Source organism: Achromobacter sp. GD03932, from assembly GCF_029839485.1.
Taxonomy (GTDB): Bacteria; Pseudomonadota; Gammaproteobacteria; order Burkholderiales; family Burkholderiaceae_B; genus Achromobacter; species Achromobacter bronchisepticus_A.
Genome location: NZ_JAOCAT010000025.1, coordinates 61,841 through 86,196, shown reverse-complemented (window position 1 = coordinate 86,196; position 24,356 = coordinate 61,841). Strand labels below are relative to the sequence as shown.

27 protein-coding genes are annotated in these 24,356 nt (G+C 65.2%); 9 read left to right on the top strand and 18 right to left on the bottom strand.

Annotated features, from left to right (window positions below; all coding sequences use genetic code 11):
- Position 1: 1 nt before the first annotated feature.
- A complete protein-coding gene (locus N5C88_RS22175; protein ID WP_280016274.1) occupies positions 2-406 on the top strand; it encodes a VOC family protein in 405 nt (134 codons plus the stop codon).
- Positions 407-442: 36 nt separating this feature from the next.
- A complete protein-coding gene (locus N5C88_RS22170; RefSeq protein WP_280016256.1) occupies positions 443-1,072 on the top strand; it encodes a LysE family translocator in 630 nt (209 codons plus the stop codon).
- An 87-nt stretch (positions 1,073-1,159) separates the two neighbouring features.
- Here the strand turns inward: N5C88_RS22170 and N5C88_RS22165 are convergent, their stop codons facing one another.
- The 15 genes from N5C88_RS22165 to N5C88_RS22095 form a co-directional block, all read right to left on the bottom strand.
- Positions 1,160-2,329, bottom strand: coding sequence for a CMD domain protein (locus N5C88_RS22165; RefSeq protein ID WP_280016255.1), 1,170 nt, complete (start codon positions 2,327-2,329; stop codon positions 1,160-1,162).
- 18 nt (positions 2,330-2,347) lie between these two features.
- Positions 2,348-3,643 (bottom strand): acyl-CoA thioester hydrolase/BAAT C-terminal domain-containing protein, encoded by a 1,296-nt coding sequence (locus N5C88_RS22160; RefSeq protein WP_280016254.1) that lies wholly within the window; start codon positions 3,641-3,643, stop codon positions 2,348-2,350.
- A gap of 3 nt (positions 3,644-3,646) precedes the next feature.
- A complete protein-coding gene (locus N5C88_RS22155) occupies positions 3,647-5,218 on the bottom strand; it encodes an ABC transporter substrate-binding protein (protein WP_054456311.1) in 1,572 nt (523 codons plus the stop codon).
- A gap of 65 nt (positions 5,219-5,283) precedes the next feature.
- Positions 5,284-6,297 (bottom strand): oligopeptide/dipeptide ABC transporter ATP-binding protein, encoded by a 1,014-nt coding sequence (locus N5C88_RS22150; RefSeq protein ID WP_054456312.1) that lies wholly within the window; start codon positions 6,295-6,297, stop codon positions 5,284-5,286.
- A complete protein-coding gene (locus tag N5C88_RS22145) occupies positions 6,294-7,301 on the bottom strand; it encodes an ABC transporter ATP-binding protein (RefSeq protein WP_280016253.1) in 1,008 nt (335 codons plus the stop codon). Before N5C88_RS22145 ends, N5C88_RS22150 begins: the two co-directional genes overlap by 4 nt.
- On the bottom strand, positions 7,298-8,215 hold the full coding sequence (locus tag N5C88_RS22140; protein ID WP_059373243.1) for an ABC transporter permease: 918 nt from the start codon (positions 8,213-8,215) through the stop codon (positions 7,298-7,300). Before N5C88_RS22140 ends, N5C88_RS22145 begins: the two co-directional genes overlap by 4 nt.
- Entirely contained in the window at positions 8,212-9,186 is a 975-nt protein-coding gene (locus N5C88_RS22135) for an ABC transporter permease (RefSeq protein WP_054456315.1), read from the bottom strand. The genes N5C88_RS22140 and N5C88_RS22135 overlap by 4 nt, the downstream gene beginning before the upstream one ends.
- Positions 9,183-10,646, bottom strand: coding sequence for an NAD(P)/FAD-dependent oxidoreductase (locus tag N5C88_RS22130; RefSeq protein WP_059373241.1), 1,464 nt, complete (start codon positions 10,644-10,646; stop codon positions 9,183-9,185). Before N5C88_RS22130 ends, N5C88_RS22135 begins: the two co-directional genes overlap by 4 nt.
- Entirely contained in the window at positions 10,643-11,620 is a 978-nt protein-coding gene (locus tag N5C88_RS22125; RefSeq protein WP_280016252.1) for a LysR family transcriptional regulator, read from the bottom strand. The genes N5C88_RS22130 and N5C88_RS22125 overlap by 4 nt, the downstream gene beginning before the upstream one ends.
- A gap of 217 nt (positions 11,621-11,837) precedes the next feature.
- Positions 11,838-12,095: a hypothetical protein gene (locus N5C88_RS22120; RefSeq protein ID WP_059373237.1), complete on the bottom strand. Its 258-nt coding sequence runs from the start codon at positions 12,093-12,095 to the stop codon at positions 11,838-11,840.
- A 75-nt stretch (positions 12,096-12,170) separates the two neighbouring features.
- A complete protein-coding gene (locus N5C88_RS22115) occupies positions 12,171-12,401 on the bottom strand; it encodes a hypothetical protein (RefSeq protein WP_054456318.1) in 231 nt (76 codons plus the stop codon).
- A gap of 306 nt (positions 12,402-12,707) precedes the next feature.
- Positions 12,708-13,034 (bottom strand): hypothetical protein, encoded by a 327-nt coding sequence (locus N5C88_RS22110; RefSeq protein WP_187523947.1) that lies wholly within the window; start codon positions 13,032-13,034, stop codon positions 12,708-12,710.
- A 130-nt stretch (positions 13,035-13,164) separates the two neighbouring features.
- Positions 13,165-13,764 carry an OmpA family protein gene (locus N5C88_RS22105; protein ID WP_280016251.1) on the bottom strand — a complete coding sequence of 200 codons (600 nt, stop codon included), beginning with the start codon at positions 13,762-13,764 and terminating at the stop codon, positions 13,165-13,167.
- Between the two features lie 2 nt (positions 13,765-13,766).
- Positions 13,767-14,267: a hypothetical protein gene (locus N5C88_RS22100; protein WP_280016250.1), complete on the bottom strand. Its 501-nt coding sequence runs from the start codon at positions 14,265-14,267 to the stop codon at positions 13,767-13,769.
- 155 nt (positions 14,268-14,422) lie between these two features.
- Positions 14,423-14,608, bottom strand: a complete 186-nt coding sequence (locus N5C88_RS22095) for a hypothetical protein (protein WP_280016249.1) — start codon at positions 14,606-14,608, stop codon at positions 14,423-14,425.
- Between the two features lie 193 nt (positions 14,609-14,801).
- On the opposite strand from N5C88_RS22095, the gene N5C88_RS22090 reads away from it, so the two are divergent.
- Together N5C88_RS22090 and N5C88_RS22085 are read left to right on the top strand one after the other, a co-directional pair.
- Positions 14,802-15,521, top strand: coding sequence for a carbonic anhydrase (locus tag N5C88_RS22090; protein WP_280016248.1), 720 nt, complete (start codon positions 14,802-14,804; stop codon positions 15,519-15,521).
- A gap of 122 nt (positions 15,522-15,643) precedes the next feature.
- Positions 15,644-15,913 (top strand): hypothetical protein, encoded by a 270-nt coding sequence (locus N5C88_RS22085; protein WP_280016247.1) that lies wholly within the window; start codon positions 15,644-15,646, stop codon positions 15,911-15,913.
- A gap of 58 nt (positions 15,914-15,971) precedes the next feature.
- Here the strand turns inward: N5C88_RS22085 and N5C88_RS22080 are convergent, their stop codons facing one another.
- Together N5C88_RS22080 and N5C88_RS22075 are read right to left on the bottom strand one after the other, a co-directional pair.
- Complete coding sequence (locus N5C88_RS22080; protein ID WP_118932162.1) at positions 15,972-16,352, bottom strand: DCC1-like thiol-disulfide oxidoreductase family protein; 381 nt, start codon at positions 16,350-16,352, stop codon at positions 15,972-15,974.
- A gap of 108 nt (positions 16,353-16,460) precedes the next feature.
- On the bottom strand, positions 16,461-17,411 hold the full coding sequence (locus N5C88_RS22075) for a helix-turn-helix domain-containing protein (RefSeq protein WP_280016246.1): 951 nt from the start codon (positions 17,409-17,411) through the stop codon (positions 16,461-16,463).
- 118 nt (positions 17,412-17,529) lie between these two features.
- Here N5C88_RS22075 and N5C88_RS22070 point away from each other — a divergent pair, with 118 nt between their 5' ends.
- Positions 17,530-18,123: a LysE family translocator gene (locus N5C88_RS22070; RefSeq protein WP_280016245.1), complete on the top strand. Its 594-nt coding sequence runs from the start codon at positions 17,530-17,532 to the stop codon at positions 18,121-18,123.
- Positions 18,124-18,221: 98 nt separating this feature from the next.
- Here the strand turns inward: N5C88_RS22070 and N5C88_RS22065 are convergent, their stop codons facing one another.
- Positions 18,222-18,863, bottom strand: coding sequence for a DUF2239 family protein (locus N5C88_RS22065; protein WP_280016244.1), 642 nt, complete (start codon positions 18,861-18,863; stop codon positions 18,222-18,224).
- A 190-nt stretch (positions 18,864-19,053) separates the two neighbouring features.
- On the opposite strand from N5C88_RS22065, the gene guaB reads away from it, so the two are divergent.
- The 4 genes from guaB (at position 19,054) to N5C88_RS22045 (ending at position 24,182) form a co-directional block, all read left to right on the top strand.
- Entirely contained in the window at positions 19,054-20,514 is a 1,461-nt protein-coding gene (gene guaB, locus N5C88_RS22060; protein ID WP_059373216.1) for an IMP dehydrogenase, read from the top strand.
- A 118-nt stretch (positions 20,515-20,632) separates the two neighbouring features.
- Positions 20,633-22,225 (top strand): glutamine-hydrolyzing GMP synthase, encoded by a 1,593-nt coding sequence (gene guaA, locus N5C88_RS22055; RefSeq protein ID WP_059373213.1) that lies wholly within the window; start codon positions 20,633-20,635, stop codon positions 22,223-22,225.
- Between the two features lie 206 nt (positions 22,226-22,431).
- Positions 22,432-23,529, top strand: a complete 1,098-nt coding sequence (locus N5C88_RS22050; RefSeq protein WP_280016243.1) for a hypothetical protein — start codon at positions 22,432-22,434, stop codon at positions 23,527-23,529.
- A gap of 104 nt (positions 23,530-23,633) precedes the next feature.
- Complete coding sequence (locus tag N5C88_RS22045; RefSeq protein ID WP_119451347.1) at positions 23,634-24,182, top strand: AAA family ATPase; 549 nt, start codon at positions 23,634-23,636, stop codon at positions 24,180-24,182.
- Positions 24,183-24,356 lie beyond the last annotated feature (174 nt).

Below are 24,356 nucleotides of genomic sequence, written 5' to 3'. Positions count from 1 at the left end.
AATGTTCAGCCACATCACTGTCGGGACGCGTGATCTTGAACGCGCGGGCCGTTTTTATGACGCGGTGCTGCTTCCGCTCGGACTGAAGCGCCGCGTTGTCACGCCGGATGGCGGGTCCTTGGCGCTTTGCTGGGTGACTGGCCAGGCGCTGCTGCCGCGCTTCTACGTCTACATGCCCTACGACGGCGAGCCGGCGACGGTGGGCAATGGCAGCATGGTCGCTTTTCTGGCTCCTTCGCAGGAAGCCGTGAGCACGGCCCATGCGGGCGGTCTGGCGCAGGGCGGGACGGACGAAGGCGCGCCGGGCGCGCGTCCTCATTACGGTGATGGCTACTTCGGCGCGTATCTGCGCGATCCCGATGGGAACAAGGTCCATATCGTCCATCGCGGGGACCTCCTGCTGTAACGCGGGATATGACCTGGCATCCCTGGAGAAACGCAAATGCTCGTGAGTCAGCTTGCTCTTGTGTACGGCACCTATCTGATTGCCACCGCCAGTCCCGGACCCAGCAACATGGCGATCATGGCGACGGCGATGCGTGACGGCCGTGTGCCGGCGCTTGCGCTGGCGGCGGGCGTGATTACCGGCTCGCTATTCTGGGCCACGCTGGCGGCGACGGGCATTTCCGCCGTGCTAGCGGCGTCCGCGCAGGCGCTTTACATCATGAAGATGGTGGGAGGCGTCTATCTGCTCTATCTGGCGTTCCGCACTGGCAGGTCGGCGCTGAGGCCGGGCGCGGCCTTTGTGAATGTGAAAACGGGCCGTGCGACGCCGCGCTATCGGGTGCTCTACCGCCAGGGCGTGCTCATGCACATCGGCAATCCGAAGGCGGTGCTGGCCTGGATGGCGATCATGTCGCTGGGGCTGGGGGAGAGCGCGTCGGACGGCACCTTGCCCGCGATCATCGGCGGTTGCGCGTTGCTCGGCGTGATGGTGTTCGGCGGCTATGCGATTGCCTTCTCGACTGCGCCAATGATTGCGCTGTATGCCAGGCTGCGGCGCTGGATCGAAGGGACGGTGGCCGTGGTGTTTGCCGTTGCGGGCGTCAAGCTACTGACCTGGCAGCGTTGATATCGCGGCTTGTCATCGCCGATACTGGTCGGCGATGACAAGCCGCAGGCAAAGCGTCCGGCACGCAAGCGGCCGGACGCCGCGGGGTCAAGCCTGCGGGAAAACTGGCTCGCCCAGGTTCAGCATCAAGCGATTCGCCCAAGCAAAGATCGCATCCGAATGCAGCAGATCCAGGATCTCGCCTTCATTCAAGCCCGCATCCTTCAAAGCCTGGATGCTGTTGGCATTCACCGAGGCAGGCGCTTCGGTGATCTGGATCGAGAACTTGCCGATAGCCAGTTCACGAGCCGTGGTGCCGGCGGTGGCGGGATCCTCGAACACCTGCGCGATGACTTCATTGCGCTTGGCCAGCTGTTCGAAACGCTGGGCATGCACGGACGCGCAGTACACGCAGCCGTTGATGCGCGATACGTAGGTCGAACCCAGTTCGCGCTCCGCACGCGACAGTCCGCCCGGCGCATACATGATGGCGTTGAACGCCGTGGAGCGCTGGCGCAGGATTTCCGGCTGATGCACCAGGAACAGGTAGTAGTCCGAGACCTTGGCCTTGGGGTGGCTTTCTTCCAGGACGGCGACTTGTTCGGGCGTGGCGGTTTCGACGTTGACGACGTCGAGCCAGGCCTTCCATTCCAGCGATTCGTTGGTGAAGCCGTGGGCCTTGATGACGGCGCCGGGCGCGGTGGCGGCGGTGTTGGCGGGGAAGGGCGCGGGCGGGGTGGCTGCGGCGCGCTCGGGCTGGCCTTCCAGGGCCTTCATGGCTTCCAGGCCGGCGACCAGGCGGACCTGGTAGGACAGGAAGGCGACTAGCTGGGACAGCGTGACCACGGCGGGCGTGGAGACGCCGGCGGCGGGCAGGGTCTTGAGCGCGGCTTCGTCGCCTTCGACGGGCTTCTCGATCAGCTTGCGCGTGAATTCCAGGATGGCGGCCAGGCGCGGAGTGGCGGCGTCTGACGGCTTGCCGGATTCGGCGACGGCGATGTCGGCCGGCGCGGCACCGGCGTCGGCCAGGCGGGCGCGGTAGTGCGCGGCCAGCAGCGGCGACGGGGTGATGCGGGTGGCGTACAGCGCGACCAGCAGGCGCTCGGCCAGGGACAGGCCGGGCAGCGCGGGGTCGAACAGGGCATCGTAGCTGCCTTGGGTGGCGGCGGCGACCTTCTCGCGGAAGTGGCGCACTTCGTAGGTCTTGGCGCCCGGGGCCAGGCCGATCAGGCGGTCGACGAGGTCGTCCGTGACGTTGTAGACGATGGGTTCAGCCATGCGGATCTCCTTGATGCTTTACTTGGCGGCGCGCGCTGCGACAGCGGCGTCCAGGAACTGCTTGACGCCTTCCCAGGATTCCTGGTCGGCGCGGGCGTTGTCCTTGGGGTTGCCGCCGCTGGTGCTGATCTTGCCGGACACGGGGTGGGCGTAGACGAGCTGGGTGGTGGGCACGTAGGGGAACAGGATGGAGTGCCCGCCGTTCTCGTAGTCCAGCCACTCGACCGGATAGGGATGGTTCACCTCGGCCAGCTTGTCCTGCACCATCTTGGAATAGATGCTGGACGGCCAGGAGCCGTCGTCGGTGCCGGACAGCAGCATGACGGGACCCTGGATGTCTTCGACCTTGATGCGGGCGCGGGCCACGGCGTCGGGGTCTTGCAGGGCGGTGAGGATGGCTTTTTCGTGGCGGTGCGGCGAGGGGCCTTCGTCGAAGGGCGCCCAGGTGGCGGTGCGGTTGTTTTCCCAGACGTGGGGGATGGGCTTGCCGCCCAGCAGCCACGTGGGGCCTTCGCGGCCGATCTTGGGATCGCAGGCGTTCTGGCCGCTGTGGACCACGGCGCCGGGCACGTAGGCGACCACGGCCGAGACTTCCTCGGGGAAGGTGGCGCCCAAGAGCAGCACCAGTTCGCCGCCGCGCGACTGGCCGCTGATGGCGACGAAGTCGTGCTTGGGGCTTACCTTCTTGCGCAGCCAGCGCAGGCCGGTCTGGAAGTATTCCAGCGGGGTGTTGGAGATGTAGTCCGACAGGCCCGGCGCCTTGAAGTAGGCCAGCGCGAAGGCGGCGTAGCCGCGCGACGCATACAGCGCCGCGCGCGGTTCGTTGATGCCGCCGCCGGAGCCGTTCAGGATCATGACGGCCGGGAACGGGCCGGGGCCGGGCGGCAGGTACAGCGTGCCGACCAGGCCTTCCTCGCGCACGTCCTGGCGGGTGACGCCGTCAGCCGCCAGGCGCTGGGTGAAGCTGGCCTGGGCCTGCGCGCCCGCGGCGCGCGCCACCACGTCGGTGACCAGGGCATCGGTCACCGGGTGGTTGAAGTGTTCGCGGCTGGACGAGTCCACGGGGGACTGCGACCAGACCAGGCCCATGGGCGCCACGCCTTCGTAGTCGCCGGACACGGGCGCGTCGCGGCCCAGGTCGACCGTGCCATCCGCGCCCGCCACGAAGGCGGCCTGGCTTTGCCAGAGCACGCCGTTGCGGCGGGTCAGGGCGGTGATCTCCACCGTCTGGCCGGGCGCCACGTGTTCGACACGGATCTGGCGCGGCACGTCGATCAGGTCGACGGCCGGGGTGATGGTTAGGGTGGGCGTCATGGCTTACTTGCCCGACTCTTTCGTCACCATCATGGCGGCCGTGCGGTCGCTGGTCATGGGGGTGACCTTCAGGCCCTTCTTGGTGGCCCAGATGTTCTTGTAGTGGAACAGCGGGATGATGCCGACGTCGTCGTACACGATCTTGACGGAGTCGCGCAGGATGGCTTCACGCTTGGCCACGTCGAATTCCGAGGTGGATTGCTCCAGCGCGGCGTCGACCTTGGGGTTGCTGTAGCGGCCCCAGTTGGACGCGCCCAGGCCCTTCTTGGCGTCGGCGGTGGCCAGGATATTGACCAGCGCGTAGCTGCCTTCGCCGGTGCCGTTGCCCCAGGCCAGCATGCTGACCGCGAATTCGTTCTTGTTGGCGCGGCCCGAGTACACGGCCCATGGCACCACTTCCACCTGGGTCTTGACGCCGGCGCGGGTCCAGAACTGCGCCACGGCCTGGGCGGTTTCCGGGCCTTGCGGGTAGCGGTCGTTGGGCACGTGCATGGTCAGCTTGAAGCCGTCCGGGTAGCCGGCTTCGGCCAGCAGCTTCTTGGCCTGGGCGACGTCGTTGGGGATGTCCTTGACGTCGGGGTTGTAGCCGATGGTGCCCTTGGGCATCCACTGGTTGGCTTCGGTGGCGGCGCCTTGCAGGATGCGGTCGGCGATGGCCTTGCGGTTGATGGCCAGGTTCAGGGCCTGGCGCACGCGCACGTCCAGGAGCGGGTTCTTGTCCAGCGGCTTGCCGTTGTTGTCGGTGATGTACTGGTTGGGCGCGGGGTTGAAGCTGGGTTGCAGCAGCATGACGCGCAGGCCGTCGTAGGGGTAGACCGACACGTTGGCGGCCTTTTGCAGCTTGGCCAGGTCCGACACCGAGACCTTGTCGATCACGTCCACGTCGCCGGCCAAGAGCGCGGCGGTGCGGGCGGCGGCGTTGTTGATGTAGCGGTAGTTGACCTTGTCCCAGATCTGCTTGTCGCCCCAGTAGCCGTCGTTGCGTTCCATGATGACGCGGTCGCCGGGGGTGTAGGACACGAACTTGTAGGGGCCGGTGCCGACCATGGCCTTGCCCGAGTTGTAGTCTTCGGTGGTGGACTTTTCACCGACGTGCTTGCTGACCACGTGCACCGAGGCCAGGTTCAGCGGCAGGTCGGGGTTGGGGGCCTTGGTCTTGACGATGAGCGTCAGCGGGTCCTTGGCGGTCATCGTGTCGATGGTGCGCAGGTAGCCGGCGTAGGTGGCCACGCTGCCCGGCACGGCGCGCGCGCGGGTGTAGGAGTAGATCAGGTCGTCGGCGGTGAAGGGCGTGCCGTCCTGCCACTTGACGCCTTCGCGCAGCTTGAATTCCCAGGTCTTGTCGTCCAGCGGCTTCCAGCTGACGGCCAGGCCGGGCTGCAGCTTGTTCCACTTGTTCTCGATCAGCAGGTCCCAGAAGTGCAGGGCCACCGAGCGGTCGCCGGCGTGGTTATTCAGCTGCGGGTCCAGGGACGACAGCGGGTCGGCGAAGCCGATGGACAGGTCGTCCGCGCTGGCGGCGGCGGAAGCGCCGAGGATGGCGGCGGTCAGGGTGGTGAGAATCAGGCGTTTCATGTTCGGAGTCCTTGGTATAGGGGGAACTGGCGGTTAATTCGGGCGCCGCGGCGCGGCGGCTGGATTCACGCCATGTCGTTCAGGTGACAGGCGCTCAGGTGGTTGATGGCGATTCCCTTCAAGGTGGGAACCTCGGTCTTGCAGCGCGGCATCGCATGCGGGCAGCGCGGATGGAAATGGCAGCCTCCCGGCGGATTCAGCGGGCTGGGGATCTCGCCCTTGATCGCGGTAAAGGTCTTGTGGCGCGACTTCAGGCTGGGGATCTCGGCCAGCAGGGCCTGCGTGTACGGGTGGTTGGGGTGGCGGAAGACTTCTTCCACCGTGGCCGTTTCCACCACGCGGCCCAGGTACATGATCACGACGCGGTCGGACAGGTGCTCGACCACGCCCAGGTCATGGCTGATGAAGAGATAGGTCAGCCCCAGGTCTTCGCGCAGGTCCATGAAAAGGTTCAGGATCTGCGCCTGGATCGACACGTCCAGCGCGGCCACGGCTTCGTCGCACACCAGCATGGTGGGCTGCACGGCCAGCGCGCGGGCGATGCCGATGCGCTGGCGCTGGCCGCCGCTGAACTGGTGCGGATAGCGCTGGCGCAGGGCCGGGTCCAGGCCGGCGCGTTCCAGCTGGGCGCTGACGTAGTCGTCGAAGTCGCCGTTGCCGACCAGGCCGTGGATGCGCGCCGCTTCGCCCACGATCTCGTCCACGCGCAGGCGCGGGTTGAGGCTGGCGTAGGGGTCCTGGAAGATCATCTGCACTTGCAGGCGCGCGGCGTGGGCCTGGGCCGAATTCATGTCGGCCGGGCGCACGCCGTTGATGCGGATCTCGCCGCCGGACGGCGTCAAGAGGCCGGCAGCGATGCGGCCCAGCGTGGACTTGCCGCAGCCGGACTCGCCGACCAGGCCGACCACTTCGCCGGGGTTGACGATCAGGTCGACGTTGTCGACGGCGCGGGTCACGGCGGGCGGCTTGGACAGGCCTAGGCGCTGCATGGCGCGCGTCGCGGGGCCGGTGGGGCGTTCGCCGAAACGCTTGCTGACTTGGCTGAGATCAATCAGCGGGGTAGGGGCGGTCGCGCTCATGCCAATACCTCACTGGTCTGGATCGTGGGATGGAAGCAACGCACTTTGTGTTCGGGCAGGGCCTGGGTGATGCCGGGCTGCTGGCCGCAGGCGGCGGTGGCGCGCGAGCAGCGCGCCGCGAAGGCACAGCCCGCGGGCAGGTTGAGCAGGTTGGGCGTCATGCCGGGAATCTGGCGCAGGCGTTGGCCGCGCCGGTTGTTGCTGGGCAGGCTGTCGATCAGGCCCACGGTGTAGGGGTGCTGCGGACGGTCCAGCACGTCGTCGACGGTGCCGTGCTCGACGATGCGGCCGGCGTACATCACCGCCACGTCGTCGGCCAGGCCGGCCACCACCGACAGGTCATGGGTGATCCAGATCAGGCTGGTGCCGTGCTGTTGCGCGAGCTTCTGCACTTCGGACAGGATCTGCGCCTGGATGGTGACGTCCAGCGCGGTGGTGGGCTCGTCGGCGATGATCAGGTCGGGCCGGTGCAGCATGGCAATCGCAATGGCCACGCGCTGGCGCATGCCGCCGGACAGCTGATGCGGGTAGGCCAGCAGCCGTTCTTCGGGGCTGGGGATGCCCATCATGCCCAGGGTGTCGCGCGACAGGGCGCGGGCTTGCGCCACGCTCATCTTGTTGTGGGCGCGCACGGTCTCGATCATTTGCGCATCCACCCGCAGCACGGGGTTCAGCGTCATCATCGGATCCTGGAAGATCATGGCGATGCGGTTGCCCTGCAGCTTGCGCAGTTCGCGCGGCGCCAGCTTGGTCAGGTCGCGGCCCTGGAACAGCACCTCGCCGCCGACGATACGGCCCGGCGCGTCGACCAGGCCCATGATGGAGAAGCCCGTGACGGACTTGCCCGAGCCGGACTCGCCGACCAGGCCCAGGATCTTGCCGCGTTCCAGCGTGAAGGAAACGTCGTCCACGGCGGGCAGCACGCCCGCGCGGGTGTGGAAGTGGGTGCGCAGGTTGCGCACCTCCAGCGTCGGCGCGCCGGCAGTATGGCGGTCGGCGCTCATTTGTGGGTCCTCGGGTTCAGCACGTCGCGCAGGCGGTCGCCCACCAGGTTGATCGCCACGATGGTGATCAGGAGCGCGATGCCGGGGTAGAAGCTGATCCAGTATTCGCCGGACAGCATGGTCTGGAAGCCGTTGGAGATCAGCAGCCCCAGCGACGGTTCGGTCACGGGCACGCCCAGGCCCAGGAAGCTCAAGGTCGCTTCCAGCGTGATGGCGCGCGCGATCTGCAGGGTGCCGATGACGATCAACGGCGGCAGGCAGTTGGGCAGGATGTGCTTCAACATGATGCGCCAGTTGGGGATGTCCAGGCAGCGGGCGGCTTCCACGTATTCGCGGCGGCGCTCGACCAGGGCCTGGCCGCGCGCGGTGCGGGCGTAGTAGGCCCATTCCAGGATCACCAGCGTCAGCACCACGTTGCCCACGCCCTTGCCCAGGTAGGCCAGGATCATCATGGCGACCAGGATGGACGGGAACGACAGGATCAGGTCGACCAGGCGCATGATCAGGGCGTCGACCTTGCCGCCGGCGTAGGCGGCCAAGAGGCCCAGCAGCGTGCCGACGATGCCGGCGATGAGGGCCGAGCCCACGCCCACCACCAGGCTGATGCGCAGGCCGTACAGAATGCCCGAGAGCAGGTCGCGGCCCTGGCCGTCGGTACCCAGCCAGTAGTGGAAGGTGTCCAGGCCGTTCATGCTGCCCGGCGGCAGGCGCGCGTCCAGCACGTCGATCTGCAGCAGGTCATACGGATTCTGCGGCGCGATCCAGGGCGCCAGGATGGCGGCCAGGATCAGCAGCGTGGCGACAGCCAGGCCCAGCACTGCCGTCTTGGACGACATGAACTCGGCCAGGTTGCGCCGCCACGGCGATTCGCGGCGCAGCGCGGGGGTAGGGTTCGGGGTAGATACGGCGCTCATGCCGAGGCCTCCAGCCGCACCCGCGGGTCCAGCACTTTATAAAGAATGTCCACGATCAGGTTCAGGGTCACGAACAGGCACACCACCACGATCAGGTAGGCCACGATGACGGGGCGGTCCAGCGCGTTCAGGCTGTCCAGGATCAGCTTGCCGGCGCCGGGCCAGGCGAAGATGCTTTCCGTGACCACGGCGAAGGCGATGGTGGAGCCCAGCTCCAGGCCCAGCACCGTCACCAGCGGAATCATGGTGTTGCGCAGCACGTGCACACAGACCACGCGCATGGGCGACAGGCCTTTGGCGCGCGCGAACTTCACGAAGTCCAGCGGCAGCACGTCGCGCACGCCGGCGCGGGTCAGGCGGATCACCAGCGAAATCTTGAACAGCGACAGGTTGAACGCCGGCAGGATCAGGTGGCGCCAGCCGTCGGCCGTCAGCCACGACCACTGGAAGCCCAGGAACTCCACGGTTTCGCCGCGGCCGCTGGCCGGCAGCCAGCCCAGCGACACGCTGAAGGTCATGATCAGCATCAGCGCGATCCAGAACGTCGGCAGCGAGAAGCCGACGATGCTGCCCGCCATGATCATCTTGGCGAAACGGCTATCCGGATACAGACCGGCGTAGAGGCCCAGAGGCAGACCGACCACCACGGCCAGCATCATTGCGGCGATGGCCAGCTCGAATGTCGCCGGCAGGCGCTGGATCACCAGTTCGACGGCAGGGATGTTGTAGACGAAGCTGTTGCCCAGATTGCCGTGCAGGGCGCCGTTCAGGAACGCCAGATACTGTTCCCACAGCGGCTTGTCCAGGCCGAGTTCGGCGATGATGCGGGCGCGGTCCACCTGGTCCACGTCCTGGCCGATCAGGATGTCCACCGGATTGCCGATGGCATGCAGGCCCACGAAGACGATCAGCGTCATCAGGAAGACCACCACCGCGGCTTGCGCGATGCGGCGCAGCAACCAGCCCGTCATTGCGCGGTCTCCGCTTGCGGGGCCGGGGCCGGCGTCCATTCGTCACCGAACACTTCGGGTTCGGAGAACGCTTCCATATTGGCGTAGTGCGTCTCCACGTCCTCGCGGTAAAACAGGCCGGCGATGCCTTGCGCCAGGCGCTTGGCGCCTTCGCTGATGGCCGGGATGTCGCCCGAGATCGTGCCCTGCGTCAGCGCTGCCGGGTAGGAGAAGCAATGCACGCGGTCCAGGCCGGGACAGGCGCCCGGGGTTTTTTCCTGCAATTCGAACACCGCGCCCAGGTCGGGCGAGTCATGCAGTTCCTGGTCTTCTTCGCCGGCCGGCGGCACGTAGCGGTCGCCCCAGGCGCGCACGTGCGGCGCCAGCGCGGCGAACTCCGGACGCACGGTCCAGTCGATGCGGAAACCCGTGGAGAAGATCAGGAAGTCCAGCACGAACACGCCCTTCGGCGTGGTGACGTGGATCTCGTCGCCGACCAGCGCCAGGTCCTGCACGCCGCAGCCCAGATTAAAGCGGGCGTTGGGGTGGCGCGAGACGCGCAGCGTGCTGCCGCGCGGCGGCGGCACCTGGGCGGCGTTGATGTAGTGGCGGATCTTCCACTTCCATTCGTCGGGCAGGGTCAGGTGGCCGTGGGTCAGGCCGGGGTTACCCGCGCCCTTGCCCTTGTTGATGCGCGGAATGTCGTTGCGGCGGATCAGCAGGTCTACGCTGGCGGCGCCGGCTTCCAGCGCGGTGCCCGCGCTGTCCATGGCCGACGCGCCCGCGCCCACCACGCCCACGCGCTTGCCGGCCAGGGTGTTGTAGTCCATCACGTCGGACGAATGCGCCCAGCGGTTGCGCGGCAGCTTCTTCGAAAAATCAGGCACATAGGCGCCGCCCAGGCCGTCGCGGCCGGTGGCCAGCACCACCCGGCGCGCCAGCACCGTGCTGCGTCCGGCGGGGGATTCGATGTCCAGCTGCACCAGCTGGTCGGCGCGCGGCAGTACGGCCAGGATGCGGTGTTCGTTGCGCACATCCAGTTCCAGCGCGCGGCGGTACCAGCGCAGGTAATCCATCCATTGCAGGCGCGGGATCTTGTCCAGCGCTTCCCAGGCCTCGGAACCGAACTGGGCTTCGAACCAGGCGCGGAAGGTCAGCGCCGGCAGGCCCAGCGCGGGGCCGGTCAGCTGCTTGGGCGAACGCAGGGTTTCCATGCGGGCGGTGGTGGCCCAGGGACCTTCATAGCCCTCGGGCGCCTGGTCGAAGATCGGGGCATTGATGCCCAGGTGCTTGAGCGAGGCGGCCGCGGCCAGGCCGGCCATGCCGCCGCCGACGACGGCCACGTCCAGCACGGGCTGGCCATCGACGAGGCGCGGCGTGACCCAGTTCTTGGCGGGGATTTCCAGCCAGGACAGGTCTTGCCGCAGGCGCGCTTCCAGCGCGGCTAGGCCTTGCGGCGGGGTGGCTACAGGCTGATTCATATAGCAGGGGATTCCGTAAGAGGGGCGTCGTCGCCATAGATCGACTGCAGCAGCGCCGAATGTTCGGCGGCGTCGTGCAGGGCGAAGCCGGGCAGCAGGGCTGCGGCGGCTTGGGCCAGCGCGTCGACCATGGCCTGGCAGGCTGGCGTCGGCGTTTGCGACTGCGGGGTGATGACCCCGAAGAAAAAGGGAATGTCCAGGTCGATGGGCCGGATCGCCACGCCCGGCATGGGGGCGCCGTAGGCGGTGATCGGTTCCAGCACCGACACGCCCAGTCCGGCGCGCACGGCGGCCAGGGCGTTGACGGACGAATTGGTTTCCATGGTGCCCAGCGTCTGGGCGTTCTGCGCCAGCGCGGCGTCCAGGCGGCGGCGCAGGCGGTAGGGATTGGCCATCGTGATCATGCGGCGTCCAGCCAGCGCGGCGACCGGCACCACGGCTTGTTGCGCCAGCGGATCGTTTTCCGGCAGCGCGACCACACAGGGCGCTTGCCCGATCCAGTGCACCGTCAGGCCGCGATGCTCCAGCGGCAGGCTGGTCGCGCCCAGTTGCGCGGCGCCCGACAGCACGGCGTGCACCACGCGCTCGGGCGAGGCGCTGCGCAACTGGATGCGCGCGGCGCCGATCCGGTCCTCGACGCGCTTGAGCGCGTCGGGCACCAGGCCCGCCGCCAGGGCGGAGGTGGCGGCCATCAGCAGCGGCTGGGCCTGGCCGCGGGCGATTTCATCGGCGCGGCTGCGGATCTGCTGCATGCCCGCCAACGCGCGCTCGACGTCGTCATACAGCAGGAAGCCCTGCTCGGTGGGCGTCACGCGCGGGCCGCTGCGCGCAAACAAGGGATAGCCGATCTCGGCTTCCAGTTCCTGCAACAACCGGCTGATCGCCGGCTGGGAGCGTCCCAACAGCCGGCCGGCAGCAGTGACGCTGCCCGTGGACATGACGGCCGCGAAGGCCTCGAGTTGACGAAGTTCCATCTGAATTGATTTATGCCAAGGACGAATTCTTGCCCGGCAAGTATGCGCTTTGCAAATAATTAAAGCGCATAAGTAAATTCCCTGATGGGGTTTTCATCAGGGAATTTCATAACTGCTAGTTATTTCAAGGATTTAGAGCGCAAGCGGCTCAGCAGCCCGGTATCGGGCTGGCGGCATGCGGGTGCGCGCGGAGAGCCCGCGGGCGCGGAGATCCTGATCAGGCCCGGGTGCGCAGTGCGTCTGCAACCGAGTCCAGGGAGTACCCCAGGTTCTGCAGGACTTTGGCCGTGGCCGTGCGCGTGAATTCATCGGACGCGGTCTTCATGAACGCCGCGATCAATTCTGGATGCTCTCGGGCGTAGCCCCCACCGAAAACCGCATCGATCTGGGTTTCGGCTGCCCGCAGATAGCTTTCGGTACGGCTCTGGGCAAGCGTGAACAGAGTGTCAAGGTTCGCTTCAATGAACTCGGGCATGAGAGGTCTCCAATGACGGCGGCAGGCCATTTCAAGGCTAGCACCAGGCCCTTGCGGCTGCCAACGACCAGAAGTTCAAGAATGCCCGCGCCCCTCGCGCCGGTAGTACAGATAGCGTTCGATTTCCGCCTGTTCCACCGCCGGTTCCAGCGAGCGCCACCGGACCACGTAGCCGCGATGCGCAGGCGGCATCCAGCCCAATACGGAGTACATCGTGACTTCGGTCTGGCCAGTATTGAATTCCGTCTCGAAGAATCCCTGGCGACCCGGCGGCTCGCTGCCGCAAATCCAGCTGGAATCTGGCATGGCGCTCTCCCGTACGGCTTCAATCCTACGCGCCGGTCCGGGAAATGGCATACGTTCTAGCCCCGATGCGGGCCGCGCCTGCCTTGTGTTAGAAACGTGGATGGGGCTCTTGCGGCATGATTGCCGCGATCTTTGCGAACCTTTGCAGTTCGATTTGGCGGATGCCGGTAGTATTCGTCCATCGAACCTCAGGAGCCCGTCATGCACAGTCAGCAACCCGCGCCCGAGCCGAACAAGCGCCGTTGGCCTTTTGGTTACGGCGAAGAGGAGTAGTCCGGCTGCCGTAGCCGATACGTGCAATCACGTTCACCGGACGCCCGGAAACGCATTCACCCAGGTGATCGTCACGTCGGGAAAGGCATCCACCAACTGGATCTTGAAGTCCGGGAAGCTGTCGACGATTTTCCATTCGCCGCAACTGTCGGCGAAAGCGTCGACCTTCTTCACCGACAGGTCGGCTAACGCGCTGACCACCTTGACCTTGATGTCGGGGAACGCGGTGACGATCTTCACCTTGCCATATAGCGGGACACCTTTGTAGGTGCAGTTGGCCTTGTTCAGATCGCCGGCCACGGCGGCAAATGGAGCAGCCAGCAAGGCGCAAGCAAGGACGGCTCGGTGGATGAGGCGCATGGGAGTACTTCCTGCAACGCCGGCACGCGTCGGCGACATGGGGACAATGACGCGCGCATAGTACCGCAGGCCGTGCGAGGTCTGCGGCGCAATGATGCGGCCACCTATGCGGCAACCTCGCCCCTTGCGCTCAGTGCTTGGGCAGCACGAACTCCACCCTCCGGTTCTGCGCCCGTCCTTGCGGATTGTCCGCGCCATTGGCCAGCTTGTTCGATTGGATCGGCTGGGTATCGCCGTATCCCTTGACGGTCAGCCGCGACTTGTCCACGCCATGATTCGCCAGCCATTGCGCCACCGCCTGCGCGCGGCGCAATGACAGATCCTTGTTGTAGGAGGCCGAGCCTTTGGAGTCGGTGTGGCCTTCGATGCCGACGGTGCCGGCCGAACTCGATTGGATCAGGCTGGCGATGTCCCGCAGCGTAGGTTCGGCGGCCAGGCGTATGGCGGTCTTGTCGAAATCGAACAGCACGTCGCCCAGCATGGCGACGGTCACGGCGTTCTTGTCCTGCCGCACCGACAGGCCGTCGTGGCGCGCGGCCAGTCCGTCTATCTGCGCGTTCAGGTCCGATATGCCGCCGCTGGCATCGGAAGGCAGCCCCTTCAGGTCCAGGATGGTGGCCTGCAGATCCAGGATCTCGGCCTTGTAGGGTGGCTCCTGCGCCATGGAGCCGCTGGCGGCGGCGAGCAACGCCGCGGCCAGCAGAGTGGACGTGCCCGGGTAGCCGGCCATGGCTAGCGGTCGGTGATCTTGATGGCGTCGAAGGTCTCGACGCCAGGTATCGTCAACGAGACCTCTTTGATCTCTTTGGGCGGGGCGGGGAACTTCCCCTGCCAGGAGCCGGCGATCGGGGCGTCCTTCTCGGTCCGGATCATCAGTTTGGGATTGGTCAGCGGCTTGTCGTTGCTGTCTCTCAGCAGCAGATGCTTCTTGTTGCCGGCGACCACGTAGAAGCTGTTTTCATAGTCGCTCTTGCTGATCTGCGGATAGAGCATCTCCGTCTTGCCCATGACGACGGGCTTGAACCGTACCTTGATGGACAGGATGTCGCCGCTGCGCACCGCTTCGATGACCTGGCCCTCGGCGCTGCCGGAGTCGGTCAGGCCGGTGGCCAGCGGCGCGGGAGCATCGGCCTGGGCTTGGGCAAAAACGGTCTGGCCGGCTGCCGCCACCATCATGCCCAAACCCAGGGCACAGGCGGCGGCTGTCTTTCTGATCGGAATCACGATAAGCATCCTTTGTCGTTGAAAACCATTCAGGGCAGGGCATCAGGACCGGGACTCATCCTTTCGGTCCCGTCCAAAGTCCAACGCAAGATGGTCCAACTTTCAGGCGCTTATTTCAGTTCGATGTTTTTCCAAGACGTTACGGAATCTAGCCGACGCGGGCCTCATCCGCCGCGGTGCCCGTGGTAGCGCGGCGCGGCGACGCTGCGGACGTTTTCCTTGTGCTGCGAGCCGACCAGGGCCTTGCGCCGGGCTTCCTCATGCTGGTGATCCGCGCGGGCGCGTTCCTTGTCGGCCTGCGCGTCTGGCGCGGCGTGGGAGGGATTGGGGTGGGGAGTGTTGGGCGCCATGGTGCGTACCTATTAAGCAGGTGAGGCGGCATATGCCGCTTTTCCACATTACGCCCCTCATCCGTGTTTCTCAAGCTGCGGTTACGGCGCTTTTTTTGATCCTGGCGGCGCGATGTTTGAGCATTTGAAGAGGCCGCGGCAGCACAATGGTCCTGCGCTGGTTTCCCGGATGTTCTTCTTTCAGGAGAGCTTCATGTGCGACTGTTCTTCTTTCGCCAATTCCCCGCAGTTCAACCGCCGCCGCTTGCTGTTCGGCGCCGCAGCGATCGCCGCGGTCGGCTCTTCAGGCTGGCTGGGCGATGCCCAAGCCGCCGTGCCGTCAAACGATATCGGCCCCGACGAGGCCTTGAAGCGCCTGATGGCGGGCAATGCCCGCTACGCCGCCAACAAGCCGAACATGCGGGACTATTCCGCGGGACGCGCCGCCCGCGCCGTGAAGCAAAAGCCCATCGCCGCCATCCTGGGCTGTTCGGACTCGCGGGTGGCGCCGGAACTGGCTTTCGACCAAGGGCCGGGCGACCTCTTCATCGTGCGCGTGGCCGGCAACTTCGTGAACGAAGACGGCCTGGCCAGCCTGGAGTACGGCGCCCTGGTCCTGCGCGCGCCGCTGATTCTGGTGCTGGGCCACGACAACTGCGGCGCGGTGGACGCGACGGTGAAGGCATGGAGGGACAAGACCGAACTGCCGGGCCATCTACCCGCGCTGGTGAATGCGCTCAAGCCCGCCGTCGAGCTTGCGGACAAGTCGGGCGCGAAAGACCTGGTGGCCGCAGCGGTCCAGGCCAATGTGCGACTGACGGTCGAACGCCTGAAAACGGCGCAGCCTCTCTTGCAGGAGATGGTGCAGCAGAAAAAGTTGGGAGTGGTCGGCGGCGTGTACAGCCTGGCCACGGGCAAGGTGACATTGGTTTGACGCCAGCGCAGGGGGCGGCTGAACTCCAGCGCCGGCCGGCCCCGCAATGGTGAGAATTGCTGAGCTTTAAGCGTTTTTCCCTTCGTAATATCCGATGAAAGGATACTGAAAGGGGAAGAGGCATGGGGGCGTGTGAAAAATGCGAGGCTATCGTCACGGACCGGCGCGATGCGCCCGGTCATGACAACCTGATCAGCCTGGGCGTGGTGCGGTCGACGGGGCAGCAGCAACGCGGCGTGCAGCACGAAGCGTACACCTGTGCGGTGTGCGGCACGGATTGGGATTATCTCCACGACAAGCGCGATCCGGCTTCGGGGTGGCGCCGCTCCGATGCGGGCGTGTACACGGAAACGGCCGCAGCGCCTTTGGCGAGAGCCGTCGGCGCCGCGTAGCGCGGCGCGCCGTCTTTAATCAGATCCCGTTCCCGCATCGGCTCAGCGGCCGGCGCGGCTACATCTGCATCTTCTTCTTGCCCAATAGCGTCAGCGCCAGGCTGCGGCCGGTGCGCATGAAGGGATAGAGCGCCGTCGACAGGCAGGGGTTGCGGAACACGGCCGCGTTGACGCTGTTGAACAGGTCGTTGCCCGTGCTGAGCAGCGCCAGCCGGTTGATGCAGTCGGCGCCCCAGTAGTCCTGGCCGTCCAGGTGCAGCAGCATGCCCTGGTTCAGATCGTAGCCTTGCGCCTTGTAGGCCACCGCCAGGTCAGGGTGGTCGCGCATGTTCAGCAGATCGATGGGGCCGACGGCCTTCTGCAGTTGCAGCATCCGCACGTAGTTCGAGCAGAAAGGGCAGTCTCCGTCGTAGAGCAGGAAGTTCTTTGCGATGGCCATGATGCACCGTGTGGAAATGCGCGGGCGCGAAAGGCGCGCCTGCCTCTTGCTTCCGATTAAAACGCATATCGCGGCAAGCGCCCACCGCCCGCGTCGTAGGCGCGGAAATCAGCGCATCTGGCGCACGCCGTGCCCCAGGCGCCGGCGCAGCAGGTTGCGCAGCGTGACGCCATCGGCATAGCCGACTTGCGCCGCGATCTGCTCCAGTGACTGGTTGCTGGTCTTCAGCAAATGCGCTGCGCGCTCCACGCGCAGATCCTGGAAAAACGACAGCGGGCTCTTGCCCAGGACCTCCTGCATGCGGCGCGCCAGCGTGCGCTTGCTGGCGCCCAGCGCCTGCGCCGCGGCGTCCAACGAGAATCCCTGCGCAAGATGCGCGCGGGCCCAGCGCTCGAAGGCCTGCACCAGCGGCTCGGCATGCGTCAGGTGGTCGGTGATGACATAGGCCGACTGCGAGGGCCGCTGGTCCACGATCAGATAGCGCGCCACCAACGCGGCCAGTTCCGGACTGGCCTGTCGCACCAGCCACAGCGCCATGTCCATGTGGCTGAGCGCCGCGCCCGCGGTCAGCAGCGACGACGAGCGCACCAGCATGCGTTGGTCCTCCAGGTCCACCGCCGGATAGCGCTGCCTGAACAGCGGCGCCAGCCACCAGGTGGTAGTTGCCTTGTGGCCGTCCAGCAGGCCCGATTCCGCCAGCACGAAGGTGCCGATGCAGGCTGCTGCGGTGTTCGCGCCAGGCGCGCGCTGTCGCAGCATGCGGCCGGCGTCGCGCACGTCGGCGCGGTCCAGCGCGGGCAGCAGGGTTTCGGGCATCTTGCAGGCGATGGCCGGGATCACGAGCCAGTCGGGGTCCGACGGGTCCGGGCTGCCCGAGACGGGCACGCCGAATCCCTGTGCGCTGCGCACCTTGCGGCGCATGCCGACGATGCGCGCGTCGAACGGTTGGACCGGTTCGGGCAGCAGCGGCGCCAGCTCGTTGGCCGTGGTGAACACGTCCAGGATGGCCGACAGGCCGGTATCGAACACGCCCTCCAGGGCCAGGATCTGGATCTTCATGGCAAGAACGCTATCAAAGATGTCAAAACCGCCAATATTAATCAGGCCGGCCCGGACTCACAATGCGGCTGTCTGATCGCGAGCGCAAACGTGCGCCGCGCCTTGCCGGAGCTGTATCTTGTCTTTTGAAAATTTGCTTGCCCTGGCGGTATTCGCCTTCGTGACCTCGGTTTCGCCGGGACCCAGCAACGTCATGTTGATGACCTCGGGCGCCAACTTCGGCTTCGGCCGGACGTTGCCCCAGGTGCTGGGCATCACCGTTGGCTTCACTACGCTGCTGCTTGGGGTAGGTCTGGGCCTGGGCGCGCTGTTCCAAGCCTGGCCGGCCCTGTCGGCAGGCCTGAAGGTAGGGGGCGCGGCCTATCTGCTTTACCTGGCATGGCGCATAGCCCTATCGCGTTCCATCGGTGCGGGGCAGGCGTCTGCCAGGCCGCTCACGTTCATGGAGTCGGCCTTGTTCCAATGGATCAATCCCAAGGCCTGGATCGTCGCGCTGGCCGTGGTTGCGGTTTATGTGGATGCCGCGGCGCCCTGGGCGTCGCTGGCGTGGATGTGCCTGGTGTTCGCGGTGGTGAACGTGCCCAGCGTTTCGCTGTGGGCGGGCTTCGGCGTGGCGCTGCGCGGATTCCTGGCGCAGCCGGGGCGTCTGAAGTGGTTCAACATCGGCATGGGATCGCTGCTGGCGCTGACGTTGTGGCCGATGCTGCGGTGAGGCAAGCCAGCGGCAGCATTGGAGAAAGTGCGGCGAGGAATCCCGTGGCCGCTTTTTTGAGGGGGGGGCGGCCTGCGCAGGCCGCGCCCCGACACGGCTCAGTCCGCGGCGGCTTCAGCGGGCGCGCCCCATGCCAGACCCATGGCGTAGCCATGCACATCTTCGGGCCATGCGGCGATCTGCTGCGTAAAACGCTCGCGGTCGCTGGCATACAGCGCCCGCGTGGCTTCCTCGAAACCGGGCAGGTTGCCGGCCATGCTGGACATGAACCGGTACGCCGCCTCCTGGCGCTCGCGCAGGCGGTCCTGCGCCTCGTTGTCGCGGCGCGCCTGTTCCACCAGCTTGCGCAGGACGACCGAAGCGCCGCCGGGCTGCGCGCCTAGCCAGTCCCAATGGCGCGGCAGCAGAGTCACTTCGCGCGCCACCACGCCGAGCTTGGGGCGACCCCGGCCGCGCGGTTGCGCGTCATCGGCCGCGCCGGCGGGCGCTTCGGGCGCTGGGGCGGCCGGGTCAATGCGGACGCGATGGCGCTCCGCGATGGCGGCATGGCTTCCGCTGAGGTCCAGATCGACCTGTTTGCCGGATAGGTCGTCGAACACGAGGATGGTGGCGTCGCGGCCTTCGTCCATCGCCTGCCTGACCGCGAGCGCCACGTCGGAGAGGGCGCCGGCGGCAAGAATGCGATGACCGGCGAAGGCGGTGTGCGGATCGGCGGAGAGGGGTGTGATTGAGTTGCTCATATTTTATCCGGGTGAAATTAGTGAATGAATTATGATCCGGGTAAAAATAGATGTCAATACACCCGGGTAAAAATAGCGATGCGGAAAAAGCACCACCCTGAGGTACAGAAATATCCCCGAGAACCTAGGGTCAACACCTAGGCAAAACACCCAAGCGGCGTATAATCTTGCTTTGCGCCCGGAGTTACCCATGCGTCTCGTACAAAAAGCGCTCACCTTCGACGATGTGTTGCTGGTGCCTGCGTATTCCGAGGTCCTGCCTCGCGACACTTCCCTGGCTACGCGCCTCACTCGCAACATCACCCTGAATATCCCGCTCGTGTCCGCCGCCATGGACACCGTGACCGAATCGCGCCTGGCCATCGCCATGGCGCAAGAGGGCGGCATCGGGATCATCCACAAGAATCTGTCCGCTGACGCCCAGGCGCGTGAAGTCGCCCGCGTCAAGCGCCACGAATTCGGCATCGTGATCGATCCGGTCACCGTCACCCCCCAGATGAAGGTGCGCGACGCCATCGCGTTGCAGCGCCAGCATGGCATCTCGGGCCTGCCGGTGGTCGAAGGGCGCAAGCTGGTCGGCATCGTCACCAACCGCGACCTGCGTTTCGAAGAGAACCTGGACCAGCCCCTGCGCAACATCATGACGCCGCAGGAACGCCTGGTCACCATGAAGGAAGGCGCCACGCTGGAAGAGGCGCAGTCCCTGATGCACAAGCACCGCCTGGAGCGCGTGCTGATCGTGAACGACGGCTTTGAACTGCGTGGCCTGGCCACCGTCAAGGACATCGTCAAGAACACCGAACACCCGATGGCCAGCAAGGATGCCCAGGGCCAGTTGCGCGTGGGCGCGGCGGTCGGCGTGGGCGCCGGCACTGAAGAACGCGTGGAAAAGCTGGTTGCGGCCGGCGTCGACGTCCTCATCGTCGACACCGCCCACGGCCATTCCAAGGGCGTGCTGGAAGGCGTGCGCTGGGTCAAGCAGAACTACCCCAAGGTTGAAGTCATCGGCGGCAACATTGCCACCGCGGCCGCCGCGCGCGCGCTGGTCGAGTACGGCGCCGACGGCGTCAAGGTCGGCATCGGCCCCGGCTCCATCTGCACCACCCGCATCGTCGCGGGCGTGGGCGTGCCGCAGATCCATGCGATCTCCGAAGTCGCCAAGGCGCTGGAAGGCACGGGCGTGCCCCTGATCGCCGACGGCGGCATCCGTTACTCGGGCGACGTCGCCAAGGCCCTGGCGGCTGGCGCTTTCGCCTGCATGATGGGCGGCATGTTCGCCGGTACCGAAGAGGCGCCGGGCGAAGTCGTGCTGTTCCAGGGCCGTTCGTACAAGTCCTACCGCGGCATGGGCAGCCTGGGCGCCATGACGGACGGCTCCGCCGACCGTTACTTCCAGGATCCGTCCAACAACGCCGACAAGCTGGTTCCCGAAGGCATCGAAGGCCGCGTCCCCTACAAGGGCAGCGTGCTGGCCATCATTTACCAACTGGTCGGCGGCATCCGCGCCTCGATGGGCTACTGCGGCTGCGCCACCATCGACGACATGCGCACCAAGACCGAATTCGTGGAGATCACCTCCGCGGGCGTGCGCGAGTCCCACGTGCACGACGTACAGATCACCAAGGAAGCGCCCAACTACCGCGCCGACTGATCCGTACAGTCAACTACAATGTCATGCATCGCGCACCGGCAGAACCGCAACCTGAATCAGCGGTTCTGCCGGTGCGGTTTTATTTACTGCGGTTTTATTCTTTACCGGTAGAGTCTCCATGCACCAGCGCATCCTCATTCTCGACTACGGTTCGCAAGTCACCCAGCTGATCGCCCGCCGCGTCCGCGAAGCCGGCGTCTACTCCGAAGTGCACCCCGGCGACGTCGACGACGCCTTCGTGCGCGACCAGATGGCGCAAGGCCTGAAGGGCATCATCCTGTCCGGCAGCCACGCTTCCGCCTACGAAGAAGGCTCCATGCGCGTGCCGCATGCGGTGTTCGAACTGGGCGTGCCCGTCCTGGGCATCTGCTACGGCATGCAGTCCATGGCGCAGCAATTGGGCGGCGTGGTCAGCTTCTCCGACCACCGCGAATTCGGCTACGCCGAAGTTCGCGCCCACGGCCACACCAAGCTGCTGGAAGGCCTGGAAGACTTTTCCACCGCCGAAGGCCACGGCATGCTGAAGGTCTGGATGAGCCACGGCGACAAGGTCACCGAACTGCCCCCGGGCTTCAAGCTGATGGCTTCCACGCCGTCCTGCCCCATCGCCGGCATGGCCGACGAAGACCGCAAGTTCTACGCCGTCCAGTTCCACCCCGAAGTCACGCACACCGTCCAGGGCAAGGCCATGCTGGCCCGCTTCGTCAACGAGATCTGCGGCTGCGAAGGCGACTGGAACATGCCCGACTACGTGGCCGAAGCCGTTGCCCGCATCCGCGAGCAGGTCGGCACGGACGAAGTCATCCTGGGCCTGTCCGGCGGCGTGGATTCCTCGGTGGCCGCGGCGCTGATCCACAAGGCCATCGGCGACCAGCTCACCTGCGTATTCGTCGACCACGGCCTGCTGCGCCTGGACGAAGGCAAGCAGGTCATGCAGACCTTCGCCGAAAACATGGGCGTGAAGATCATCCACGTCGACGCCACCGCCCAGTTCATGGGCAAGCTGGCCGGCGTGGCCGACCCCGAAGCCAAGCGCAAGATCATCGGCCGCGAATTCGTCGAAGTGTTCCAGGAACAAGCCGGCAAGCAGCAGAGCGCCAAGTGGCTGGCCCAGGGCACGATCTACCCCGACGTCATCGAATCCGCTGGCGCCAAGACCGGCAAGGCCACCTCCATCAAGTCGCACCACAACGTGGGCGGCCTGCCGGACACGCTCAACCTGCAACTGCTGGAGCCGCTGCGCGAACTGTTCAAGGACGAAGTCCGCGAGCTCGGCGTGGCCCTGGGCCTGCCGCCGCAGATGGTCTACCGCCACCCGTTCCCCGGCCCCGGCCTGGGCGTGCGCATCCTGGGCGAAGTCAAGCACGAGTACGCCGAACTGCTGCGCCGCGCCGACGCGATCTTCATCGAGGAACTGCGCAACACCAAGGACGAGGCCAGCGGCCTGACCTGGTACGAGCTGACCTCGCAAGCGTTTGCCGTGTTCCTGCCGGTGAAATCGGTGGGCGTGATGGGCGATGGGCGTACCTACGAATACGTCGTGGCGCTGCGTGCGGTGCAGACGTTTGACTTCATGACCGCCGATTGGGCGCCGCTGCCGCATCCGTTGCTGGCTCGGGTGTCGTCGCGCATCATCAATGAAGTGCGCGGCATCAATCGTGTTGTTTACGACGTGTCGAGCAAGCCGCCGGCGACGATCGAGTGGGAGTGAGTCGGGCGGGAGCTATGCGACTAAAATAAAAAAGAGGTTTGGCCCGCGTAACTGCGGGCTTTTTCTTTCCTGGATGATGCAAATTAGCCAAAAAGGCGGGGCCCACATCGCGGAAAGTATATGTCGCTAGCGCCATGGCAGGGAATGTTGCCGCAGGCGGAGGACCGTGCCGGTCATCTATGTCGAAAGGAATTCGAAGAACATCCATGTCTAGACCTAACATCTGTCTCATCAATATCGACTCCGCACTGAATGCTCTGCCGAAGGCTGACGTGACAGCCGAAATCATTGAAGCGCGGATATCGTCACTAGCCTTCAAGAACTTCGACTCTGTCGAGAAGCGCCTCCGCTTCATGTTGGAGTTTTGTACGCATGAACCTAGCTTTTGGATAAAGCTGGCCGAAATCTGCGCGGCGGCATATTTCCTGAAAGCTGAAAGGGAGTGGGTGCTTGTATTTCCTGCGACGATTGACTGTGGCTACATGAGAAGTTACCGATTCCAACCACGAAATCTTGCCGCATCACCACAGCAATACTGTAGGAACATTCTGCTTCTGCCGAACTCCGAGGCGCTATACGAATTGGTGGATACGCCTGCGGCGCATCACGTTTTTGACGAATGGCATAAAGCAAAGACCAAGGCCACAGAGCTGCCTACCGAGCTGGTTTCTGGCAGGCTGGCCAACACGAGTGTCGAACGTGCCATGATTTTTAGCCGGGGGGATGGATGTGTGGTTTGCGGTGCTGTTGCAAGCTGCTACGCCGCAACAACCTTTGGTGATCCAGCCTATGCGTTGCTGATTCAGTTGCCGGTTTGTCAAGAGCACCTTAGAGAGGCCAGGGAACATCCAAGTATTTTTTCTTTTTTTGCGTCGCTATTTCATCTGTCGGCCGAGACTGACTATGAACTTTCCACCTATATTCCCGATGATTTGATCCCAGCCATTCATGCGACGATGGCCGATGAGCTTGAGGGGCGCGTGGGCAGTTCGGACAAGCGGGACAGAGGTTGGCATCTTTGGATTGAACTAGAAACCGGATGGAAATGGCTTCTTCGCGTAGGTTCGCTGAGTGACTACGCATACATGCTCTACGAGCCTGGAGTAAAAAAAGAGAGGTATCGTGCCGACTCTGCGCCAGATCATCCTGATCTAAAGTTCTTTCCGATTCATCAGCATTCCTCTCCAGGCAGAAAGCGAGATGAAGTAAGTCCAAGTTTTTTGTACGGTATCCCTTTGTTCGACGTGAAGCGGTTGCGTGACGTCGGGCGAGAGCTTGGAGCCTATGTGGACCACGCTGTTTAACCCGTCATAACTGCACTGAACGTCAATGTCCAGCCTTGTATCGGCCTTATCGATCCACCGTACGGATATTGGCTCAACGCACTCGCGGAGACTTTCATCGCACCATGTTCAATCACGGCAAGGAAATCCTGATCCTCACGGGCCCGCCGGGTTCGGGCAAGACCACGGCGGCCGTGGCCCTCGCACAGATGGCTGGTTCGCCGAAGGTTCATCTCCATTCGGACGATTTTTGGGCTTTCATCAAGCATGGCGCCATCGCGCCGTATTTGCCTGAATCCCATGCACAAAACACGGTGGTGATGGATGCGCTTTGCCGGACCGTGTCCGCGTATGCCGAAGGCGGCTACTTCGTGGTTCTCGACGGCATCATCGGTCCGTGGTTTCTGCCCGTATTCGAGGGGCTGGCCCTTACCGTCCATTACGTCGTCCTGAGGCCGCCCTTGAGCGTGGTCATCACGAGGTGCCAGCAACGCGGCGGGGATACGCTGGTCGATCCCGCTGCCATTGCTTCGCTGCATGGGCAGTTCGGTTCGCTGGGGGCGCTAGAGCGGCACGTACTCACGATCGGGGACGACAGTCCGGCTCAACTGCTTGAGCGTTTGATTGATGCGGTCGACGCCGGCGCCTGCGTCTTGCCGCATTCGCTACATTAGGGCCGGTAGAGCATGGGGGCATCGCGTGCCGCGGAAGCGTGCGGCACCCTGCAATCCTCAGCTAGCGGGCGGTGGCGAAAGTCCGTTCAATGCCGGCGCGCGCATGGATGATGAACGCCGCGGTTTCGGCCTGATGCCGTTGTGCCAGATCATCTTCCTCGTGCCCCTGGTAGA

Coding starts and splice junctions, on each gene's coding strand:
- N5C88_RS22095 (WP_280016249.1), bottom strand. CDS start 14,608: ATGGCGCCCAACACTCCCCACCCCAATCCCTCCCACGCCGCGCCAGAC.
- N5C88_RS22110 (WP_187523947.1), bottom strand. CDS start 13,034: ATGCGCCTCATCCACCGAGCCGTCCTTGCTTGCGCCTTGCTGGCTGCT.
- N5C88_RS22120 (WP_059373237.1), bottom strand. CDS start 12,095: ATGCCCGAGTTCATTGAAGCGAACCTTGACACTCTGTTCACGCTTGCC.
- N5C88_RS22100 (WP_280016250.1), bottom strand. CDS start 14,267: ATGCTTATCGTGATTCCGATCAGAAAGACAGCCGCCGCCTGTGCCCTG.
- N5C88_RS22130 (WP_059373241.1), bottom strand. CDS start 10,646: ATGAATCAGCCTGTAGCCACCCCGCCGCAAGGCCTAGCCGCGCTGGAA.
- N5C88_RS22170 (WP_280016256.1), top strand. CDS start 443: ATGCTCGTGAGTCAGCTTGCTCTTGTGTACGGCACCTATCTGATTGCC.
- N5C88_RS22145 (WP_280016253.1), bottom strand. CDS start 7,301: ATGAGCGCCGACCGCCATACTGCCGGCGCGCCGACGCTGGAGGTGCGC.
- N5C88_RS22175 (WP_280016274.1), top strand. CDS start 2: ATGTTCAGCCACATCACTGTCGGGACGCGTGATCTTGAACGCGCGGGC.
- guaA (WP_059373213.1), top strand. CDS start 20,633: ATGCACCAGCGCATCCTCATTCTCGACTACGGTTCGCAAGTCACCCAG.
- N5C88_RS22080 (WP_118932162.1), bottom strand. CDS start 16,352: ATGGCCATCGCAAAGAACTTCCTGCTCTACGACGGAGACTGCCCTTTC.
- N5C88_RS22085 (WP_280016247.1), top strand. CDS start 15,644: ATGGGGGCGTGTGAAAAATGCGAGGCTATCGTCACGGACCGGCGCGAT.
- N5C88_RS22075 (WP_280016246.1), bottom strand. CDS start 17,411: ATGAAGATCCAGATCCTGGCCCTGGAGGGCGTGTTCGATACCGGCCTG.
- N5C88_RS22065 (WP_280016244.1), bottom strand. CDS start 18,863: ATGAGCAACTCAATCACACCCCTCTCCGCCGATCCGCACACCGCCTTC.
- N5C88_RS22155 (WP_054456311.1), bottom strand. CDS start 5,218: ATGAAACGCCTGATTCTCACCACCCTGACCGCCGCCATCCTCGGCGCT.
- N5C88_RS22150 (WP_054456312.1), bottom strand. CDS start 6,297: ATGAGCGCGACCGCCCCTACCCCGCTGATTGATCTCAGCCAAGTCAGC.
- N5C88_RS22105 (WP_280016251.1), bottom strand. CDS start 13,764: ATGGCCGGCTACCCGGGCACGTCCACTCTGCTGGCCGCGGCGTTGCTC.
- N5C88_RS22160 (WP_280016254.1), bottom strand. CDS start 3,643: ATGACGCCCACCCTAACCATCACCCCGGCCGTCGACCTGATCGACGTG.
- N5C88_RS22045 (WP_119451347.1), top strand. CDS start 23,634: ATGTTCAATCACGGCAAGGAAATCCTGATCCTCACGGGCCCGCCGGGT.
- N5C88_RS22135 (WP_054456315.1), bottom strand. CDS start 9,186: ATGACGGGCTGGTTGCTGCGCCGCATCGCGCAAGCCGCGGTGGTGGTC.
- N5C88_RS22165 (WP_280016255.1), bottom strand. CDS start 2,329: ATGGCTGAACCCATCGTCTACAACGTCACGGACGACCTCGTCGACCGC.
- N5C88_RS22090 (WP_280016248.1), top strand. CDS start 14,802: ATGTGCGACTGTTCTTCTTTCGCCAATTCCCCGCAGTTCAACCGCCGC.
- N5C88_RS22115 (WP_054456318.1), bottom strand. CDS start 12,401: ATGCCAGATTCCAGCTGGATTTGCGGCAGCGAGCCGCCGGGTCGCCAG.
- N5C88_RS22125 (WP_280016252.1), bottom strand. CDS start 11,620: ATGGAACTTCGTCAACTCGAGGCCTTCGCGGCCGTCATGTCCACGGGC.
- N5C88_RS22140 (WP_059373243.1), bottom strand. CDS start 8,215: ATGAGCGCCGTATCTACCCCGAACCCTACCCCCGCGCTGCGCCGCGAA.
- N5C88_RS22050 (WP_280016243.1), top strand. CDS start 22,432: ATGTCTAGACCTAACATCTGTCTCATCAATATCGACTCCGCACTGAAT.
- guaB (WP_059373216.1), top strand. CDS start 19,054: ATGCGTCTCGTACAAAAAGCGCTCACCTTCGACGATGTGTTGCTGGTG.